Source organism: Mycobacterium gordonae (assembly GCF_001417955.2).
Classification (GTDB): domain Bacteria; phylum Actinomycetota; class Actinomycetes; order Mycobacteriales; family Mycobacteriaceae; genus Mycobacterium; species Mycobacterium gordonae_B.
Window position 1 is genome coordinate 1 of the sequence record NZ_LKTM01000010.1, and the last position, 18,474, is coordinate 18,474.

Genomic DNA, 18,474 nt, shown 5'->3' on the forward strand with positions numbered 1-18,474 from the left:
GTGTGACACCGCGGCTTGGCCGGCGGCGTCGGCGGCCGCCAGCAGATCGCCCATGTCTTCGAATTCCGTTGAGGCTCTTTCGAGTTCATCCGAATTGTCAGCACCCAGCGCCGCGGCGTAGCGCGCGGCGATCGCGGCGCGGGGTCCTTGCACACGCGTGGCCAACTCGGCCAGTCGCGCGGCCGCATCGACGTCGTCGAACTGCACCGCGGTCTGCAGGTACCACACTTCGCGGGCGAACTGATCGTGCTCGCGCGCGAACTCGGCCGCCTCGCGGGCCAGTTGACGTGCTTCGGTGGTGCGTGAGCGCACCGCCGCCAGCCATGCGGCGGTGAGCATTTCGAGGGATTCGACGTACACGTACGCCGGATGACGGTGGGTACGGGCGCTGCCCAATGCGCGTTCGGCCGCATCGACGTCACCGCAGCGGGCCAGCGCCTGGGCGCGCATCAGGTGGAACCGGTAGAAGCTGTTGGCCAGGTTGAAGTTGTTCGTCATCTCGTCGTCGATCTCGTTGGGCAGCAACCGCAGCGCGGCAACGAGATCGCCGGCAGCCAGCATCGCCATTCCGAGGATCTCGGATGCGACTGTGCGGATGGCGACCGGTTCGTCGCGCTGGGCACGGCGGTGCCGTTCGGCGACCTCGATGGCGTCGGATATCTGCCCGGCAGCCGCCAGGGCGAAGGTGTGGAACTCCGTCAGCGGCTGCTGAAGAAATTTGCCCTGCTCGCTCAAGACGAGCGCCGCCGACGCATCGACTGCCCTGGCCACGGCCCGATCGAGGTGGCCCAGTTCCGCGTTGGCCAGGCACTCGGCGGCGTAACCCATTGTCATGCCGTACCAATCGAGTTGGTCGTAGTCCACCTCCGCCACGGTCGCCAGGACCTGCACCGGCCGGCCGGCCAGCGAGAGCTGATTCGCGCGGAAAATGAGCAACTGCAGTCGCCGAGTTCCTTGGGCGGTTTGGAGCGCATCGTCGATCAGCCGCCAGGACCGCTCGGGCGATCGCAATCCCCACAGCAGGTTGGACGCACGCATCACCATGTAGTTGATGAACGCGGATTCGGTGGCCTCGTCGACCTCCACACCGTCGAGCACTTCCAGGGCGAGCTCGCCCTTTTCCATCATGAACAGCGAGTAGGCCAAGGGTATGCGGGCCTGCGCGCCGGCACCCGTCGCGGCGACCGCGCTGAAAAGCCGTTCCGCTGTCTCGAAGTCCAGTAGTGAACTGGCCGCCGTGGCAGCCGACAACAGCACGCCCGGCTCGGGCGGCAGGTCGGACTCGAGCCATAGCAGGCCTCGCTTGACTGTCTTGGCGATGCCTCCGCCGTCCTTCATCGCGGCCGCGACCTGGCCGCGAAGGCGGCGCAGCCGCGACGAGCCGCAGCGGTTCAGGCGGCTCTCGGCGTATAAGGGGTGCCCGATGTACACGTCGCCGCCCGACACCCGAATGAGGTCGCGCTGTTCGGCATCTTCGATGGCGTCCTGATCGGCGATCAGCCTCAGGCAGTGCCAGTCCACCGGTTCGGACACGGCCACCAGATCGACGACGTCGCGTACGGCCGCCGGAATGGCGCCGATATGCGCGTCCAGCAATTCGGCGAGGGATCGGGAGATTTCGGTGTCTCCGTGCCAGCGCACGGCGCCGTCCCGGATCGTCATCCGTTGCGCCCGGCGTTCCTGTTCGATGAGCTGACGCAGATACAGCACGTTGCCGTTCGTAAGGTGCCACAGCCGCTCCGCGCACTGCTGATCGGGGGCCGCGCCGAAAACCTCCGCCAACAGGTCGTCGACCTCGCTGCGTTGCAACGGCTCCAGGTCATGACGCAGTAACAGGCCGTCCTTCCACAGTGCCGTCACCGCGGCCGGAACGGGCGCGCCGGCACGGATCGCGAGGATCAGGGCGGCGGCCCGCGAATGCGCAAGTTGGTGGACGACGAGGGCGGAGATTTCGTCGAGCAGGTGGGCATCGTCGACGAATACCAGCAGGCGGCCCTGTTGCACGCCGTCGGTCATGGCGCCGATGACACGGCGCGCCAAGGCAAGTGGCGCGTTCTCCACATCGTCGGTCCACTGCGCGAAGGCGCCGAGCGGGATCGGCCTGCTGGTGGCGGTGGCGGCGATGGTTCGCACGGTCCAGCCGTCGGCCACCGCGGCCTGTATCGCCTCGCGAGCCAGTCGCGACTTGCCTACCCCGGCCTTGCCGGCCAGCGCGACGCCCCGCATCTCGGCAATGGAGCCCATGACCGAGCGGACGTCCTGCTGTCGGCCGATCATGGGCCAGTGATCGACCACAGCAGAACCTTACCGAAGGAGTTGAATCTATTCATGAAAATCACTGCACCATAGGCCGGCGTTACGCTCAGGTCATGGTCGCGACGACGCAGGTCACCGAATTCGAGTCGCTGCGACCGCATCTCATGTCGGTCGCCTACCGGCTGACCGGAACCGTGGCGGACGCCGAGGACATCGTTCAGGAAGCCTGGCTGCGCTGGAGCGCGCAGGACGGTGTGATCCACGACCTGCGCGCCTGGTTGACCACGGTGGTGAGCCGGCTGGGTCTGGACAAGTTGCGTTCGGCGGCACACCGACGGGAAAGCTATACCGGCAATTGGCTGCCGGAACCGGTCGTGACGGGCTTCTCGGACGCCCAAGCGGCTGACCCGTTGTCGGCCGTGGTGTCCGCCGAGGACGCCCGGTTCGCGGCGATGGTGGTACTCGAGCGCTTGCGACCCGATCAGCGGGTGGCGTTCGTGCTGCACGACGGGTTCGCCGTGCCGTTCGCTGAGGTCGCCGATGTGCTGGGCATCAATGAAGCCGCCGCGCGGCAACTGGCGTCGCGGGCCCGCAAGGCCGTCGCCGCGGCGCCGCCGCCGGAGCCCGACCCGGCACACGCCGAGGTGGTCGGCCGGCTGATGGCCGCGATGGCCGCCGGTGACATCGAGACCGTGGTCTCGCTGTTGCACCCCGACGTGACGTTCACCGGAGACTCGGACGGCAAGGCGCCCACCGCGGTTCAGACCATCCGCGGAGCGGACAAGGTGGTCCGGTTCATGATGGGCCTGGCCCGCCGCTACGGCGACGCGTTCTACACCGCGAATCATCTGGCGTTGGTCAATGGCGAATTAGGCTCATACACAACGGGATTCCCAGCTTCCGAAGGGCGCAGGGAGATGGCGCCGCGGATCACGGCGATGACGGTGCGCGACGGCAAGGTGGTCGCACTCTGGGATGTCGCCAATCCCGACAAGTTCACCGGCTCGCCGCTGCGGGCTACACCGGCAGGATGATCGCCGTAGCCGGCGGGAGGGAGATCGACTGACCACCGGGCGCCACGTAGTCGTAACTGGGCGCGGGCCCGTAGATGCCGACGTGACCGGGGCTGGTCGGACCCAGACCGGCCCACATGTCGTTGATCCAGCCCGTCGACAGCGTGTACACCGCCGCGGTGGCGCCCGGCGGGGAGAACTGGGTGATCACCTGCAGGGCCAGGTCGATCAGCGGGCCACGGCCCAGCATCGAGTCGACATGGGAGCCGCCCGCGATCTCGGCGCCGACGAATTGGCCCGGATAGAGACTGACCAACTGATTTGTGGTGTTCCCGAACGCATTCCACGACTGCGGCGGCGCCGCCACCGTGTAGATCGGAACACTTGCCGCCTGCAGTTGGCTGATCGCGCCGGCGAATACCGCGTTGTTGTTGGCGACGCCGTCGAACATCACCACGCCCTTGAGGTGGTTCGTGGCGCCATTGAGATTCGCCAGGTAGTTGCCGGCGGCGATCGAGGTGAGGCCTCCTCCGGCGGAGTGTCCGGACAGGATGAAATCCTGCGGCAGCGTGCCGACTAATCCCGCGTGTTGCGCGCTCATGTTCAGTGCCGTCTGGGGGCCTTGGAACAGCGACGCCACGCCCTGTTGCATCTCCGGGCTGCCGATCCACAGGCCCAACGGCAACGGAATCGACGGCACGGTCGGAGTCACAACCGCGCTGTTGGTCTGCCCCGCCAGTTCGATGGCAAGCGGCTGGTACAACCAACCGAACGCGCCGAAGCCGTGCGAAAAATACACAGTGCCGGTGGGGGCCACCGTTCCGTTCGCCTGTGTCGGGAAGTACCAGAACGCCGGAGCGGGGTAATTGAACTGGGGGATCGGGAGCCCGAGGAAAGAGGTTGGGCCGATCGGGATTGGCATGAACGAGAAGCCGACCCGGACGCCGGTCACTCCGCCCGTGCCGGTCACGGGCAACGTGGTGGGGAAATTGATGAACTTGCCCAGGCCCACGGCGTTGGCGCCGAAGTTGAGCAGCGCTCCCACCGTCGCGGCGCCCGTGCCGTTGAACAGCGGGCAGGTGGACAACGCGCTGCCGAGTTGTTGCAACAACCCCTGCAGCGGCGCGGCGTTGGCGGCCTCGGCGGCTGCGTACGCAGCCCCGGCCGCACTCAACGCGCGCTCGAACTCGGACTGGAACAGCGTCGTCTTTGCCGTCAGCGCCTGCAACTCGGTGGCGTAGCCGCCGAAGAATTTCGCGACCGCAGCCGACACCTCGTCGGCAGCCGCGGAGGCGATGTTCGTCGTCGAAGGCGCCGCCGCGGCGGCAGCCCCTCTGATCGCATCCTCGATCTTGGTCAACTCACCCGAAGCCAAGGCCAAGGCTTCAGGTGCGGCGATCACGTACGACGACATTGCGGCTCCATTCCCCGGTGGCCCCGACAACCAAAGGACTGCTGCCAAATGCTACGAGTTCAGGAACGATTTAGTTCACTTTTTGAATGATTCCGCTGAATCGGCCCACGGCACCCGGCACGCATCGCCCGAATTGAAGCCCTGCTCGGTGATCCCGAGGGCCGAATACATCCGCGCGCGCATGTTCTCGACTCCGATCTGATACGTCAGCTCGATCACTCCGGCGTCGCCGAAGCGGACCCGCAGATCGTCGACCTGTTCGTCGGTGACCGCATGCGGGTCGGTGGTCATCGCGTCGGCATAGGCGATCGCGGCGCGCTCGTCGTCGGAGAACAGCGGTGAAGTCGCATATTCGTCGATGTCCTTGAGCCGCTCGATGTCCAGGCCGTCCAGCCGCTGCAACATCTCTCCGAAGTCCACACACCACGAGCAGCCGACGGTGCGCGCGGTCCAGAACACCGCCAGTTCGCGCACGTTGGCCGGCAGGGTCCGCGAGGCGTTCTGCAGCATCGTCTCGTGGACGGCGTTGGCGACCAGCAGCCGCGGATGGTGAGCGGCGACGGTGAACGGTTCGGGCACCTCGCCGAAGCGGCGTTTGGCGACCCGGTACATGGTGCGCACCAGCAGTCCGGCGCGCTTGGGGGGCAGGGGTTGAATGCGTGTTTTCTGCGTCATACCCCTCAGACGAGACAGCCCGCCTTCCTGTGACAGGTTCGTGCGACAGAGCGTCGCCAAGAATTCGCCAAGGATTCTCCAAGGGCGGCAGCGGACTCTGGACAGGTGGAGCACGCAACGTCGTCTTACTGGTCTTTTACCGAATTTCCGCAGCTGACAGAACTCGAGGACTGGGCGCACGAGGAGGTGCTGATCGCCGACTCGCGGCTGGACCAGACCGGAATCCGCGCTGCGGTGGACGCGGTCTTCGAGGCGAATCCCGCCCTCGGTGCGGTGTTCGAACCCAGTCGCGACCGGTGGCTGTCCCGTCCCGGTGGCAGCTGGAGCTGGGCGGTGGAACCACCCGGGGTCACAGTGCCCGAGGTCATCGCCCGCCAACGCGCCAGCTACGACATGCGCACCGGCCGGTTGTTCGCCGTGTCGCTGCTGCCGGGGACACCCGACCGGCTGGTGCTGACCGCGAGTCGGTTGTGCGTCGACGAGGAGTCGTGGAACGGGGTGATCGAGAATCTCGTGGCGGCGTACGCGGAAGCCAAGGACGGCGCCGCACTGGCACCCGACGCTGAGTTCAAAAATCGAGGCGGGCACTCATGGGCGTGGCGGCGGGCACGTCGCCGGCGGCGATCACCGTCCGCGCGACCGGCGTCAGCGCGCTGAACAAGGCCTGCAGTTCGTCGTCGTCGAGACCGTCGAACACCCGCAAAGCCAATGCGTCAGTGGTGGATTCGAGCTGGGACTTGAGGTCACGCCCGTCCGGCGTCAACGAGCCATCGGAATCGAGCAACCCGCGGTCGGCGAGGCTCTGGCGGCAGGACTGCCACTCGTCGTCGTCGTAGTGGCGGGAACGCTTCATGAACTCCTCGGAGACCGCGCTCGCCGCGGTATGGAAGACGTTCGACTCCCGCCCGGAGATCCCCGCGGCCACCAGCGCCGCGACGTGCCCGTCTCCGCGGTGCTCGCGCAGCAGGGTGGTCGCGTGCCAGAGCGCGGCCACCGGATCGGAGGGCACCGGCAACGCGACGTTGGCCGCGAACAGCGACCGGCCGTCCACCGGCGCGGACCGCGCCGCCCGACCCGCCAATTCTGCTGCGGTGCTGACGTTTTCGTCGTCGGTGACGCCGCACCGGCGCAAGGCCGCGGCGGTGGCGTCCTGGCGCGCGCGTAATGCGCTGTCCGGACCGGCGATCGCCCATGCGGCCGGCAGCGACTTGGCCACCCGGGCGTGTGCGAAGTTGTAGAACACCGCTGTCACCACCTGCGGCGGCACCGCGCCCAGCGGCGCCGAACGTGCGGCGAAGTACCCCATCCAAAATCCGCGATAACCCAGTCCGTCCAACGCCGTTCGTACCTCGGGCGCGAAATAGGTCAGGGCGTGGATCGGCTCGAAGCGGTCGTAGCACTGCCGGGCGAGCGCGGGGGTTCGTTGCACCAGTTCAGCTAAACATCTGCGCCGACCGTCGTTCAGTCTCCCGTGCGGTTCAACAGAATTTCGAATGGCCATGAATGGCACTTGGTCCCAGGCCCGGCCTCGTCGTACCCGTGCCCGGTGAGGGTCGGTATCGGGTCTTGTGGCGGTGTGGGAAGCGGCAGGGTGGAGGTCCAGGTGTCGATCGAGGACCCGCCGGACGGGCACGGGCTGTCGAATACCTCATTGCGGGTCCAGGCGCCATTGCCGAAAACCAACGTCTCGCCGCCCCCCTTCTCGTTGGTCAATCGGCTGATGCATCGATCCCCGGTCCGGAGGCAGTCGGTGCGAACGGTCTCCGTGTGTGTGAACTTGTTACCGTTCGGATAGGTGACCTGTTGCTTATAGCTGCCGCGCAGCGCCGCAGCCGGCGATATCACCCGGCGCGCGAGCTTCGTCGGGTCGGCTAACCGCGATATGTCGGCGTCCGCGGTTCTGGTCAATGTTGCGGTGCGTTTGCTGGCGCAGCCATTGGCCGTGATTTGTGTGAACTCACCCCCCATGGATCCGTTGGGCTGCGGGCGCAGCACGATGACATTCCAAACCTCGTCGTCGTCACGGGCCCTGCACTTCCCCCGCGTGGTGCTGACGGCGACCCAGTTTCCATCGGCGTCGTCGAAGACCAGATCCTTGACGGCATAGCGGCCGCCGGTTACTGCCGTCGCGACGCAGCCGTTGGCGCTGCATGCCGAACGCAGTTTCCAAGACTCCGAGTACGCCGCGTCCCCAGCACTGCCGAGGGGCGATCCGTCCCACATCAATCGCTGGCCAGCGGCCGCGGTGAACGTCCCGGTGAACGGGCCGGTGTTGGGAAGTGCCGTGGGCGCTGCCGTAGTCGCGCCGCGCGGTGACGTGCCGTGGTCGTCCGAGTTGGTCAGTGCGATTGTCGCGACGACGACGACCGCCAGCACGGCTGCCGTGCTGCCCAGGGCGATCAGCCGTCCTTTGCGCGACTTAGCCGGCCCGGGTGCGTTCGGAGAGCGCGGAACGGGCGCGTGCTGGGTAGGCCCGGTAAGTGTGCCGTCCTGCGGCGACGGCGGGGCAAGGGGCGCCACCGCGGTCGCAGGCAGCGTATTCGGGCCGGTCACCGGTGCGCTGACAGCGGCCCGGGCCGCCCGTGTGAGCTCACGGGTGGTGGCGTATCTGTCGTCGGGGTTCTTCGCCATGCCTCTGGCCACGACCGTGTCGAGTTCGGATGGCGTGTCCGGAAGTCGGTCGGACGGGCGCGGCGGGGGAAGGGCGAGATGGCCACCGACCTGCTGTTCCAGACTGTCGCCCGGAAAAGGCTGGCTGCCGGTCAGGCATTCGTAGAGCACGCAGGTCAGGGCGTAGATGTCGGCGCGCGCGTCGGTCTGTCCGGTGGAGACCCGCTCCGGAGCCAGATAAGCCCAGGTGCCGATCACGCCGGCGGTGCTGGTCAGCCCGGTCTGGTTGGCGGCGCGGGCAATGCCGAAGTCGATCAGGTAGGCGAAGTCGTCGTCGGTGACCAGGATGTTGGACGGCTTGACGTCTCGGTGTACCAAACCGGCCTGGTGGGCGGCGTGCAGCGCTGCGCCGATCTGATCGATGATCGCAACTGCTCGGTCCGCTGATATCGCGCCGTCGCGCAGGATGCTGTGCAGGTCGCGACCCTTGATCAACCTCATCGTCACGTAGAGCCGCCCGTCGATCTCGCCGAAGTCGTAGATCGGCACGACGTGTGGTTCGTCGAGCGCCGCGGCCGATCGCGCCTCGCGGCGGAACCGTTCCTGGAATACCGCGTCGCCAGCGAACTGGACGGGCAGCACCTTCAGGGCGACGACGCGCTCGGTGGCCGTGTCATAGGCTCGCCACACTTCGCCCATGCCACCCCGGCCGAGTAGGTCCAGCAACTCATAACGCCCGAACGGCGTCCCGTGCTCCATGGCCCCCCTAGGGAACTGGTCAGCAAACCGTTGGCAGAACGATAAACCAGCAACGCGTTGATAGCATCCAGACACCGCTTCGGAGGAGGCTTGGTGACGGGGGACGTGGAAGGCGAAGTCTTCGGGCGCTACCGACTGCTCGAAGTGCTCCGCTGGGGCGGCATCGGCACGGTCTATCGGGCCCGGGACACGATGATGACCCGGGAAGTGGCCATCAAGCTGATGCCCGCCGAGCCGCCGTATCAGGACCGGTTCCGGCAGGAAGTTGCCGTCGCGGCCCGCCTGCACAACCCGAACATCATCCCGATCTACGAGGCCGGCGAGATCGATGGCCGTCTGTACCTGGTGATGCCCGTCGTCGACGGTGTCGACCTGCAGACCATGCTGCACCGCGACGGGCCGATCAGCCCGAAGCTGGCCGTGCGGGTGATCGAACAGGCAGCCGCGGCGCTGGAGGCCGGCCACGGGTGCGGGCTGACACACGGTGATGTCAGGGCCGCGAACATCTTCGTAGTCGGCGGCGAGTTCGTGTACCTGCTCGATTTCGGTGCCACCGCCGACAACTCGGGTCCGGGTGACCCGGGCGGCGACATCCACGCCCTGACCGGCGTGCTCTATGAGTGCCTCACCGGCCGGCCGGCCGACCCCGCCGGCCACGCGCCCAAGCCGAGCGACGTCCACTTCACCATCCCGGCCGGATTCGACGAGGTCGTGGCGCGCGGCCTGGCCGATGATCCCGACAACCGCTATCAAACCGCCCGCGAGTTGGCCGTCGCCGCCCGGGAGGCGCTGGCGCCGGTGGCGACGCCGGTGGTCATGGCCGAGGAAACGGACTTCGGGCGGTACCGGCTGTTCGAATTGCTCGGCGCCGGTGGCATGGGCTCGGTGTACCGGGCCCACGACACCTTGCTGGGGCGTGACGTGGCGGTCAAGGTGCTGCGCACGGAACTGGCCACCGAGCCCGGCTACCAGGAGCGGTTCCGGCGCGAGGCGTATGCCGCGGGCAGGTTGGCCAACCCGCACATCATCCCGATCTACGAGGCCGGTGAGATCGACGGGCGCCTGTATCTGGTGATGCCGATTGTCGACGGCGTCGACCTGCACCACGTGCTCGACCAGGCCGGGCCGATGAGCCCGCAGCAGGCGGTGCGAGTGGTGGAACAGGTCGCCGTGGCGCTGGACGCGGCGCACAAGTCGGGCCTGGTGCATCGCGATGTGAAGCCGTCGAACCTGCTGATGGTCGGCGAAGAATTCGTGTATCTCATCGACTTCGGGCTGGTGCACGAAGCAACTGCGTCGCGCTTGACGCGCACCGACATCGCCCCGGGAAGTCCGGCGTACATGGCCCCGGAGCGGTTCAGGTCCGGGACGATCGCCGACGCTCGCTCCGACGTGTACTCGCTCGCGTGTGTGCTCTACGAGTGCCTGACCGGGCGGCCGCCGTTCCGCGGTGGCGGGGTCGAGGGGTTGACCGCCGCGCATCTGTTCGACGAGCCACCCAAGCCGAGCAGCTCCGACCCCGCGGTGCCCGCCGGGTTCGACGAGGTGATCGCACGCGGCATGGCCAAGCACCCCGATGAGCGCTACCAGTCCGCGCAGGAGCTGGCCGTCGCCGCCCGCGCGGCCCTGGCCACGAAACCGGCGCCGCCGTCCGCGGTCCCCGACGCGCTGCATTCGACGCAGGATGCCCGCACCGTCCCGTCGCCGTCACGCGGCCGTCGCCGCGCCCTGACCGTCGGCGCGGTCGCCGCCGTGGTGCTGCTGATCGCCGCAGTCCTGGCGCTCACCAACGGATTTCCGTTTCGCTCCGGGACCCCGCAGACCCAGATCGTCTTGCCGTTCACCGGGCTCGACGGGCCCCTGGGTGTGGCGGTAGACATCAGCGGCAACGTCTACGTCACCGATACCGGCCACAACCGGGTGCTGAAGCTCCCCGCCGACTCGACCACCCAGACCGTCGAACCGTTCGCAGACCTGAATCATCCGGGCGGCATAGCCATCGACGAGCAGGGCAATGTGGTGATCACCGAGCCGACGAACAACCGGGTGCTGGAACTGGCGCCGGGAGCCGGCCAGACGGTGCTGCCGTTGACCGATCTCGCGCGCCCCGCGGGGGTGGCCCTCTACCGACGCAACCCCGACACGGACCGGATAGTCGTCGCCGACCTGGGGCACGACAGAGTGCTGGCACTGAACGGGGCACATTCCGCGCAGCGGGAATTGCCTTTCACCGGCCTTGACGATCCCGCGGGTGTGGCGGTGGGCAGCGACGGCGGCCTGTTCGTCATCGACAGCGCGAACGAGCGGATACTCAAGCTGCCCTGGACGGCGTCGGTGGCGACCGTGTTGCCGTACGCCGTCGGGCACCCCGATTTCGTCGCGGTCGACGCCGCCGGCGACCTCTACGTGACCGACAGCCACGCCAACCGCGTCATGAAGCTGACGAAGGACACGACAACGTCAATCACGTTGCCGTTCAACGGACTCAAGGGACCGCAGGGTGTCGCGGTGGACTCCGCCGGGAACGTCTACGTCGCCGACGCCGGCAACAATCGCGTGCTCAAGCTGCCGCCGAACTAGCGCGAGCAGACACAAACTCGCACGAGATCGCCTGCGATTGTGCGAGGTTGCGTCTGCTCGCGCGGGAACGCAACCGTCAGCGGGAGAACATCACCGCGCGCTTGACTTCCTGGATCGCCTTGGTTACCTGGATGCCGCGCGGACAGGACTCGGTGCAGTTGAACGTGGTGCGGCACCGCCACACCCCGTCCACCTCGTTGAGGATGTCGAGGCGCTGCGCGGCGGCCTCGTCCCGGCTGTCGAAGATGAACCGGTGCGCGTTGACGATCGCGGCCGGGCCGAAATAGCTGCCCTCGTACCAGAACACCGGACAGCTGGTGGTGCAGCAGGCGCACAGGATGCACTTGGTGGTGTCGTCGTAGCGGGCGCGGTCGGTGGGGCTCTGAATGCGTTCGCGGGTAGGCGGATTGCCGGTGGTGATCAGGTACGGCTTGATCGCCCGGTAGGCGTCGAAGAACGGCTCCATGTCGACCACGAGGTCTTTTTCCACCGGCAGCCCGCGGATCGGTTCGATCGTGACGGTGAGTTTCTTGCCGGGCTTTTTCGGGAGCAGGTCGCGCATCAACACCTTGCAGGCCAACCGGTTCAGGCCGTTGATCCGCATGGCATCGGAGCCGCACACGCCGTGCGCGCACGAGCGCCGGAAGGTCAGCGTCCCGTCCAGGTAGCCCTTGACGTAGAGCAGCAGGTTCAGCAGCCGGTCACTGGGCAGGCACGGCACCCGGAAGCTCTGCCAGCCGCCGGTGGCCGCGAACTTGTCGGGGTCGTCGGGGTTGAAGCGGGCGATCTTCAGGGTCACCATCACCGCGCCCTCGGGAACCGGCGGCAGCGGCGGGTCCTTGACTACCTCGATTTCTGCATCGGCGGTCATCAGTACTTCCGCTCCTTCGGCTCGTAGCGGGTCTGCACGACGGGTTTGAAGTCCAGCCTGATGTCGCTGAGCAGGTCGGTGCCCTCCTTGTACGCCATGGTGTGCCGCATGTAGTTGACGTCGTCGCGGTTGGGGTAGTCCTCGCGGGCGTGGCCGCCGCGGGACTCCTTGCGGTTCAGCGCGCCCACCACGGTGACCTCGGCCAGCTCCAGCAGGAAGCCGAGCTCGATGGCCTCCAGCAGGTCGCTGTTGAAACGCTTTCCCTTGTCGTGCACGGTGATTCGCGAGTACCGCTCCTTGAGGGCATGGATGTCGGTGAGTGCCTGCTTGAGCGTCTCCTCGGTGCGGAATACCGCGGCGTTGTTGTCCATCGACTGCTGCAGGGCGCTGCGGATGTCAGCGACGCGCTCGTTGCCGTGCTCGGACAGGATGTCGCGCACCCAGCCGACCACCATCGCCGCCGGGTCCGGCGGCATGTCGGCGAAATCGTGGCTCTGCGCGTAGCGGGCGGCGGCGATGCCGGCGCGGCGGCCGAAGACGTTGATGTCCAACAGCGAGTTGGTGCCCAGCCGGTTGGCGCCGTGCACCGACACACACGCGCACTCCCCGGCGGCGAACAGTCCGGGCACGGTGTTGGTGTTGTCCCGCAACACCTGTCCGCTGACCGTGGTCGGGATACCGCCCATCACGTAGTGGCAGGTGGGATAGACCGGCACCAGCTCTTTGACCGGGTCCACCCCGAGGTAGGTGCGGGCGAACTCGGTGATATCCGGCAGCTTGGCCTCGAGCACGTCTTCACCGAGGTGACGGACGTCGATGTAGACGTAATCCTTGTTGGGTCCAGCGCCGCGGCCCTCGAGCACCTCGAGCACCATCGAGCGGGCGACGATGTCGCGCGGTGCCAGGTCGACGATGGTCGGGGCGTAGCGCTCCATGAACCGTTCGCCGTCGGCGTTGAGCAACCGGCCGCCCTCACCGCGCACGGCTTCGGAGATCAGGATGCCCAGGCCGGCCAGCCCGGTCGGGTGGAACTGGTGAAACTCCATGTCCTCCAACGGAAGTCCCTTGCGGAACACGATGCCGATGCCGTCGCCGGTCAGGGTGTGCGCGTTGGAGGTGGTCTTGTACATGCGGCCGGAGCCGCCGGTGGCCAGCACGATCGCCTTGGCGTGGAAGACGTGGATGGTGCCGGTGGCCAGTTCGTAGGCCACCACTCCGGTGGCCACCGGGCCGGTCGGGGTCTGGGTGAGAGCCAGGTCCAACGCGTAGAACTCGTTGAAGAACTGGACGTCGTGCTTGACGCAGTTCTGGTAGAGCGTCTGCAGGATCATGTGGCCGGTGCGGTCGGCCGCATAGCAGGCCCTTCGGACCGGGGCCTTGCCGTGGTCGCGGGTGTGGCCGCCGAAGCGGCGCTGGTCGATGCGGCCCTCGGGGGTGCGGTTGAACGGCATCCCCATCTTCTCCAGGTCCAGGACCGCGTCGATGGCCTCCTTGCACATGATCTCCACCGCGTCCTGGTCGGCGAGGTAGTCGCCGCCCTTGACGGTGTCGAACGTGTGCCATTCCCAGTTGTCCTCTTCGACGTTGGCCAGCGCGGCGCACATGCCGCCCTGGGCAGCGCCGGTGTGGCTGCGGGTAGGGTAGAGCTTGGTGAGAACCGCGGTGCGGACCTGCGGGCCCGCCTCCACCGCGGCACGCATGCCGGCACCGCCGGCGCCGACGATCACCACGTCGTATCGGTGTTGCTCGATCACCGCACGCCTTTCATGAGAATGTGGTCTTTCACGAAATGTTCGGGTTGAACGTCATCAACACATAGGTCCCGAGCATCAGCGTGAACACCATCGACACCGTCAACAACGCGTTCAGCCAGAACCGGGTGATGTTCTTGCGGCTGTAGTCGTCGATGATGGTGCGAATGCCGTTGCCGCCGTGCAACTGTGCCAGCCACAGCAGCAGCAGGTCCCACACCTGCCAGAACGGCGAGGCCCACCGCTGCGCGACGTAGTTGAAGTCGATGCGATACACGCCGTTGTCCCACATCAGCATGATGAACAGGTGGCCGATGGCCAGGAACACCAGCACGATGCCGGAGAACCGCATGAACAACCACGCGAACTTCTCGAAGTTCGGGATGCCCGCGCGGCGGCGCGGCGAGCGCGGGTTGTCCAGGCTGGCGGGGCGGTAGTAGCTGCGCTGCTTCACCGGTGCGGTCTGGCCGGGCCCTAGCTGAAGGTCGGGGCTGCTCATTTGAAGTGCTCCCACATATGGATTCCGGTGACCACGCCGGCCATCACCAGCATCACCAGGAACGTCACGGCGACGATCCATAACATCCGACGCTGATAGCGCGGACCTTCGGACCAGAAGTCGATCAGGATGACCCGGATCCCGTTGAGCGCGTGGAATCCCACGGCGGCCACCAGTCCGTACTCCATCAAGCCGACAATCGGGGTCTTGTAGTCGGCGAGCACGGTGTTGTAGGCCTGCGGGCTGACCCGCAGCACCGCGGAGTCCAGGACGTGGACGAACAGGAAGAAGAAAATGGTGGCGCCGCTGATGCGGTGCAGCACCCACGCCCACATGCCGGGGTCTCCGCGGTAGAGCGTCCTGGGCGGCTTGCGTTTGCGCGACGATTCCGGCGCCGGCGGATCCGTGGTTGTCGTCTTCAGAACCACCTGACAGCTCACCTCATTCACGCCGTTGGGAATCCGGCGGATAGGCGGCTATCGCCGGGCAATCGCGAGCTTAGCCCGGTAAACGTTGCCCGCGGTAGCGCCACGATGTGATCCATATCCCGTGTCACAGCCGGGCTAGGGTGGGGTGGTTCAGCCAGCACAACGCCGAGCGGGGTCGCCAATGTCGGAAGTTGATTGGAAGGTGCTGCGGGACAAGGCAATTGAAGCTTCTGCCGGAGCCTATGCGCCGTATTCGCGGTTCCGGGTCGGCGCGGCGGCGTTGGTTGACGACGGCCGGATCGTGACCGGCTGCAATGTGGAGAATGTCTCATATGGTCTTGGTCTCTGTGCCGAGTGCGGCGTCGTGTGCGCGCTGCATTCCACCGGAGGTGGCCGGTTGCGGGCGCTGGCATGCGTGGACCCCGGCGGTGCGCTGTTGATGCCGTGCGGGAGATGCCGGCAGGTGCTACTCGAGCACGGCGGCCCGGAGATGTTGATCGACCATCCCGCTGGTGCGCGGGCGCTCGGGGAGCTGCTGCCCGACGCCTTCGGTCCCGACGATCTTTTTCGGGACTCCCGTTGAGCGAGTTCGCTTTCGATGCGCCGACAGTGATCCGCACCAAGCGGGACGGCGACCGGTTGTCCGATGCCGCCATCGATTGGGTTGTTGCCGCCTACACCAACGGCACGGTTGCGCCCGAACAGATGTCGGCACTGCTGATGGCGATCTTCCTGCGCGGCATGGATCGCGACGAGATCGCCAGATGGACCGCCGCCATGCTGGCCTCGGGCCCGCGGATGGATTTCACCGACCTGGGTCTGCGGACCGTCGACAAGCACTCCACCGGGGGAGTGGGTGACAAGATCACGCTGCCGGTGGTGCCGGTCGTCGCGGCGTGCGGCGCCGCGGTGCCGCAGGCGGCCGGGCGCGGTCTGGGGCACGCCGGCGGCACCCTGGACAAGCTGGAATCGATCCCGGGATTCAGCGCGAACCTGTCCAACCAACGGTTGCGCGAACAGCTTTGTGACGTCGGGGCCGCCATCTTCGCCGCGGGTGAGCTCGCGCCGGCCGACGCCAAGCTGTACGCGCTGCGTGACATCACCGGCACCGTCGAGTCGCTGCCGCTGATCGCCAGTTCGATCATGAGCAAGAAGCTGGCCGAGGGGGCGGGTGCGCTGGTGCTCGACGTCAAAGTCGGATCGGGGGCTTACCTCAAGCCCGAAGCGCGTTCCCGCGAACTGGCCCACACCATGGTCGAGTTGGGCATCGCGCACGGGGTGCCCACGCGTGCGCTGCTCACCGACATGCAGTGCCCGCTGGGCCGGGCCGTCGGCAATTCCGTCGAGGTCCAGGAGTCGCTGGAGGTGCTGGCCGGCGGCGGGCCATCCGACGTGGTGGAGCTGACCCTGCGGCTGGCCGCCGAGATGCTCGAGCTGGCCGGCATCGACGGCGTGGATCCCGCGCAGACGTTGGGTGACGGCACCGCGATGGACCGGTTCGTCCGGTTGGTGGCCGCCCAGGGCGGCGATTTGTCGAAACCGTTGCCGATTGGTGGGTGTTCGGAAACCGTGACGGCCACCCGGGGCGGCACAATGGGCGACATCGACGCGATGGCAGTGGGTCTGGCCGCCTGGCGCCTCGGTGCGGGCAGATCCCGACCGGGGGCACGGGTGCAGCACGGCGCCGGCATCCGGATCCACCGGCGGCCGGGCGAGCCGGTCACGGCTGGCGAGGCGTTGTTCACGCTCTACACCGAAACGCCGGAGCGACTGGGACCCGCGCTGGCGGAGTTGGACGGTGCCTTCAGCGTGAGTGACGCCCGACCCGTTGCCAGGCCATTGATTATCGATCGGATCACGCGATGAACCTGACCCTCGAGCAGATCCAGCAGGCGCCCAAGGCGCTCCTGCACGACCACCTGGACGGCGGGCTGCGGCCGGCCACGGTGCTCGAGATCGCCAGGGAAGTCGGCTACGACGGGCTGCCGGCCACCGATGCCGAGGAGCTGGCCACGTGGTTTCGCACCCGCTCGCACAGCGGTTCGCTGGAGCGCTACCTCGAGCCGTTCTCACACACCGTGGCCGTCATGCAGACGCCCGACGCGCTGTACCGGGTCGCGTACGAGGCCGTGGAGGATCTGGCTGCCGACGCCGTGGTGTACGCCGAGATCCGCTTCGCCCCGGAGTTGCACATCAACCGCGGACTCTCCTTCGACGAAGTTGTCGACGCGGTGCTGGCCGGTTTCGCGGCGGGGGAGCAGGCGTGCGCGGCCGCGGGCAACCCGATCAAGGTGCGCTGCCTGGTGACCGCGATGCGGCATGCGGCGATGTCGCGCGAGATCGCCGAGTTGGCGGTACGGTTCCGCGACAAGGGCGTGGTCGGCTTCGACATCGCCGGCGCCGAGGCCGGGCACCCACCCACCCGGCACCTGGACGCTTTCGAGTACATGCGGGACCACAACGCGCGCTTCACAATTCATGCGGGCGAGGCGTTCGGATTGCCGTCCATCCACGAGGCGATCGCGTTCTGCGGCGCCGACCGGCTGGGCCACGGGGTGCGTATTGTCGACGACGTCGAGGTCGACCCGGACGGGCGCGTGGTGTTGGGCCGGCTGGCGGCGATCGTGCGCGATAAGCGGGTTCCGCTGGAGCTGTGCCCGAGTTCCAACGTGCAGACCGGCGCGGTGGCCAGCATCGCCGACCACCCGTTCGACCTGTTGGCGCGCAGTCGTTTTCGGGTGACCGTCAACACCGACAACCGCTTGATGAGCGACACCACGATGAGCCTGGAGATGCACCGCCTGGTGGAGGCGTTCGGCTACGGCTGGACCGACCTGCAGCGCTTCACCATCAACGCGATGAAGTCGGCGTTCATCCACTTCGACGAGCGGCTGGCCATCATCGACGAGGTGATCAAGCCGCGGTATGCGGTCCTGATCGGGTAGGGCTGGCCGGTTTTCGCCGGACTCCTCGATTTTGAAACCAGGCACGGGGTTTTCCGCGTGTCGTGTGCGTCAGTTCAGTGTCGCGGAGCGGATTGCCCTGGGCGGGGGTCCTAACCCGGCGCGCCGTCGATACCGGCTGCGCCACCTGTGCCGTCTGCGCCTTGAATGCCGGGGACAAGCACTGCCCCCGCACTGGCCTTGCCGCCTGCTCCGCCGGGGCCGCCGGTACTTATCGTGCCGCCGTGGCCGCCTCCGCCGCCTGCGCCGTTGTCCGCGCCGCCGCCTGCCTGGCCGAAGAGCAATCCACCGGCTCCCCCGGCCCCGCCGACGCCGCCTACACCGCCGTCGCCACCATTGCCGCCGGCGCCCCCGGCACCGCCAACGCCGCCGTTACCGCCGTAGACGGTCGCCCCCGGGAAGCTGGTGGCTAGGCCGCCCGGCCCACCTTTACCGCCGATACCGCCGGCAACACCCGCACCCCCAGCGCCCCCGGCACCGCCAAGGCCGCCGACTCCGCCGTTGCCGAACAGGCGTGATCCCGTGCCGCCGACGCCACCGGCGCCGCCGCTGCCGCCCGCGCCACCCGACCCGCCGTCGCCACCGTCGCCGCCGTCACCGCCGTTCGAACCGTGAGAACTTGTCTGGCCGACCGCGCTCGACCCGGGGGAAGAGT

Annotated in this window: 14 protein-coding genes and 2 pseudogenes; 6 read left to right on the forward strand and 10 right to left on the reverse strand. The window is 67.5% G+C overall.

Features of this window, described 5'->3' with window-relative positions; all coding sequences use genetic code 11:
• On the reverse strand, window positions 1-2,295 hold a 2,295-nt coding region (locus AO501_RS03270), incomplete at its 3' end, for a hypothetical protein (protein WP_055576376.1).
• A gap of 74 nt (window positions 2,296-2,369) precedes the next feature.
• On the opposite strand from AO501_RS03270, the gene AO501_RS03275 reads away from it, so the two are divergent.
• The gene (locus AO501_RS03275) at window positions 2,370-3,290 is read left to right on the forward strand and encodes a sigma-70 family RNA polymerase sigma factor (protein ID WP_055576377.1); all 921 of its coding nucleotides are present in this window, start codon (window positions 2,370-2,372) and stop codon (window positions 3,288-3,290) included.
• Here AO501_RS03275 and AO501_RS03280 read toward each other — a convergent pair.
• Together AO501_RS03280 and AO501_RS03285 are read right to left on the reverse strand one after the other, a co-directional pair.
• On the reverse strand, window positions 3,274-4,683 hold the full coding sequence (locus AO501_RS03280; RefSeq protein ID WP_055576378.1) for a PE domain-containing protein: 1,410 nt from the start codon (window positions 4,681-4,683) through the stop codon (window positions 3,274-3,276). The two genes, AO501_RS03275 and AO501_RS03280, sit on opposite strands and share 17 nt — an antisense overlap.
• Window positions 4,684-4,758: 75 nt before the next feature.
• Window positions 4,759-5,391: pseudogene (locus AO501_RS03285) on the reverse strand (carboxymuconolactone decarboxylase family protein); the annotation flags it as partial.
• A 72-nt stretch (window positions 5,392-5,463) separates the two neighbouring features.
• Here AO501_RS03285 and AO501_RS38685 point away from each other — a divergent pair.
• A complete protein-coding gene (locus tag AO501_RS38685; RefSeq protein ID WP_055576380.1) occupies window positions 5,464-6,015 on the forward strand; it encodes a hypothetical protein in 552 nt (183 codons plus the stop codon).
• Here AO501_RS38685 and AO501_RS03295 read toward each other — a convergent pair.
• A complete protein-coding gene (locus tag AO501_RS03295) occupies window positions 5,927-6,787 on the reverse strand; it encodes an SCO6745 family protein (RefSeq protein WP_055576381.1) in 861 nt (286 codons plus the stop codon). The two genes, AO501_RS38685 and AO501_RS03295, sit on opposite strands and share 89 nt — an antisense overlap.
• Window positions 6,788-6,819: 32 nt before the next feature.
• Window positions 6,820-8,727 (reverse strand): serine/threonine-protein kinase, encoded by a 1,908-nt coding sequence (locus AO501_RS03300; RefSeq protein ID WP_055576382.1) that lies wholly within the window; start codon window positions 8,725-8,727, stop codon window positions 6,820-6,822.
• Window positions 8,728-8,820: 93 nt separating this feature from the next.
• Here AO501_RS03300 and AO501_RS03305 point away from each other — a divergent pair, with 93 nt between their 5' ends.
• Window positions 8,821-11,307 (forward strand): serine/threonine-protein kinase PknD, encoded by a 2,487-nt coding sequence (locus AO501_RS03305; protein WP_197419755.1) that lies wholly within the window; start codon window positions 8,821-8,823, stop codon window positions 11,305-11,307.
• A 76-nt stretch (window positions 11,308-11,383) separates the two neighbouring features.
• Here the strand turns inward: AO501_RS03305 and AO501_RS03310 are convergent, their stop codons facing one another.
• From AO501_RS03310 to sdhC, 4 genes are read right to left on the reverse strand one after another with little or no spacing between them, the layout of a single operon-like run.
• Window positions 11,384-12,178, reverse strand: coding sequence for a succinate dehydrogenase iron-sulfur subunit (locus AO501_RS03310; RefSeq protein ID WP_055576384.1), 795 nt, complete (start codon window positions 12,176-12,178; stop codon window positions 11,384-11,386).
• Window positions 12,178-13,932 carry a succinate dehydrogenase flavoprotein subunit gene (gene sdhA, locus AO501_RS03315; RefSeq protein WP_055576385.1) on the reverse strand — a complete coding sequence of 585 codons (1,755 nt, stop codon included), beginning with the start codon at window positions 13,930-13,932 and terminating at the stop codon, window positions 12,178-12,180. Before sdhA ends, AO501_RS03310 begins: the two co-directional genes overlap by 1 nt.
• A gap of 28 nt (window positions 13,933-13,960) precedes the next feature.
• The gene (locus AO501_RS03320; protein WP_055576386.1) at window positions 13,961-14,428 is read right to left on the reverse strand and encodes a succinate dehydrogenase hydrophobic membrane anchor subunit; all 468 of its coding nucleotides are present in this window, start codon (window positions 14,426-14,428) and stop codon (window positions 13,961-13,963) included.
• Window positions 14,425-14,763 carry a succinate dehydrogenase, cytochrome b556 subunit gene (gene sdhC / locus AO501_RS03325; protein ID WP_055576390.1) on the reverse strand — a complete coding sequence of 113 codons (339 nt, stop codon included), beginning with the start codon at window positions 14,761-14,763 and terminating at the stop codon, window positions 14,425-14,427. Before sdhC ends, AO501_RS03320 begins: the two co-directional genes overlap by 4 nt.
• Window positions 14,764-15,037: 274 nt before the next feature.
• On the opposite strand from sdhC, the gene AO501_RS03330 reads away from it, so the two are divergent.
• Genes AO501_RS03330 through AO501_RS03340 form a run of 3 tightly spaced genes read left to right on the forward strand, consistent with a single transcriptional unit; the run spans window position 15,038 to window position 17,801 of the window.
• Window positions 15,038-15,439: a cytidine deaminase gene (locus AO501_RS03330; RefSeq protein ID WP_055576387.1), complete on the forward strand. Its 402-nt coding sequence runs from the start codon at window positions 15,038-15,040 to the stop codon at window positions 15,437-15,439.
• Window positions 15,436-16,722, forward strand: coding sequence for a thymidine phosphorylase (locus AO501_RS03335; protein ID WP_055576388.1), 1,287 nt, complete (start codon window positions 15,436-15,438; stop codon window positions 16,720-16,722). The genes AO501_RS03330 and AO501_RS03335 overlap by 4 nt, the downstream gene beginning before the upstream one ends.
• Window positions 16,719-17,801 carry an adenosine deaminase gene (locus tag AO501_RS03340; RefSeq protein ID WP_055576389.1) on the forward strand — a complete coding sequence of 361 codons (1,083 nt, stop codon included), beginning with the start codon at window positions 16,719-16,721 and terminating at the stop codon, window positions 17,799-17,801. The genes AO501_RS03335 and AO501_RS03340 overlap by 4 nt, the downstream gene beginning before the upstream one ends.
• A 110-nt stretch (window positions 17,802-17,911) precedes the next feature.
• Here the strand turns inward: AO501_RS03340 and AO501_RS38690 are convergent.
• A pseudogene (locus AO501_RS38690) lies at window positions 17,912-18,474 on the reverse strand (PE family protein); the annotation flags it as partial.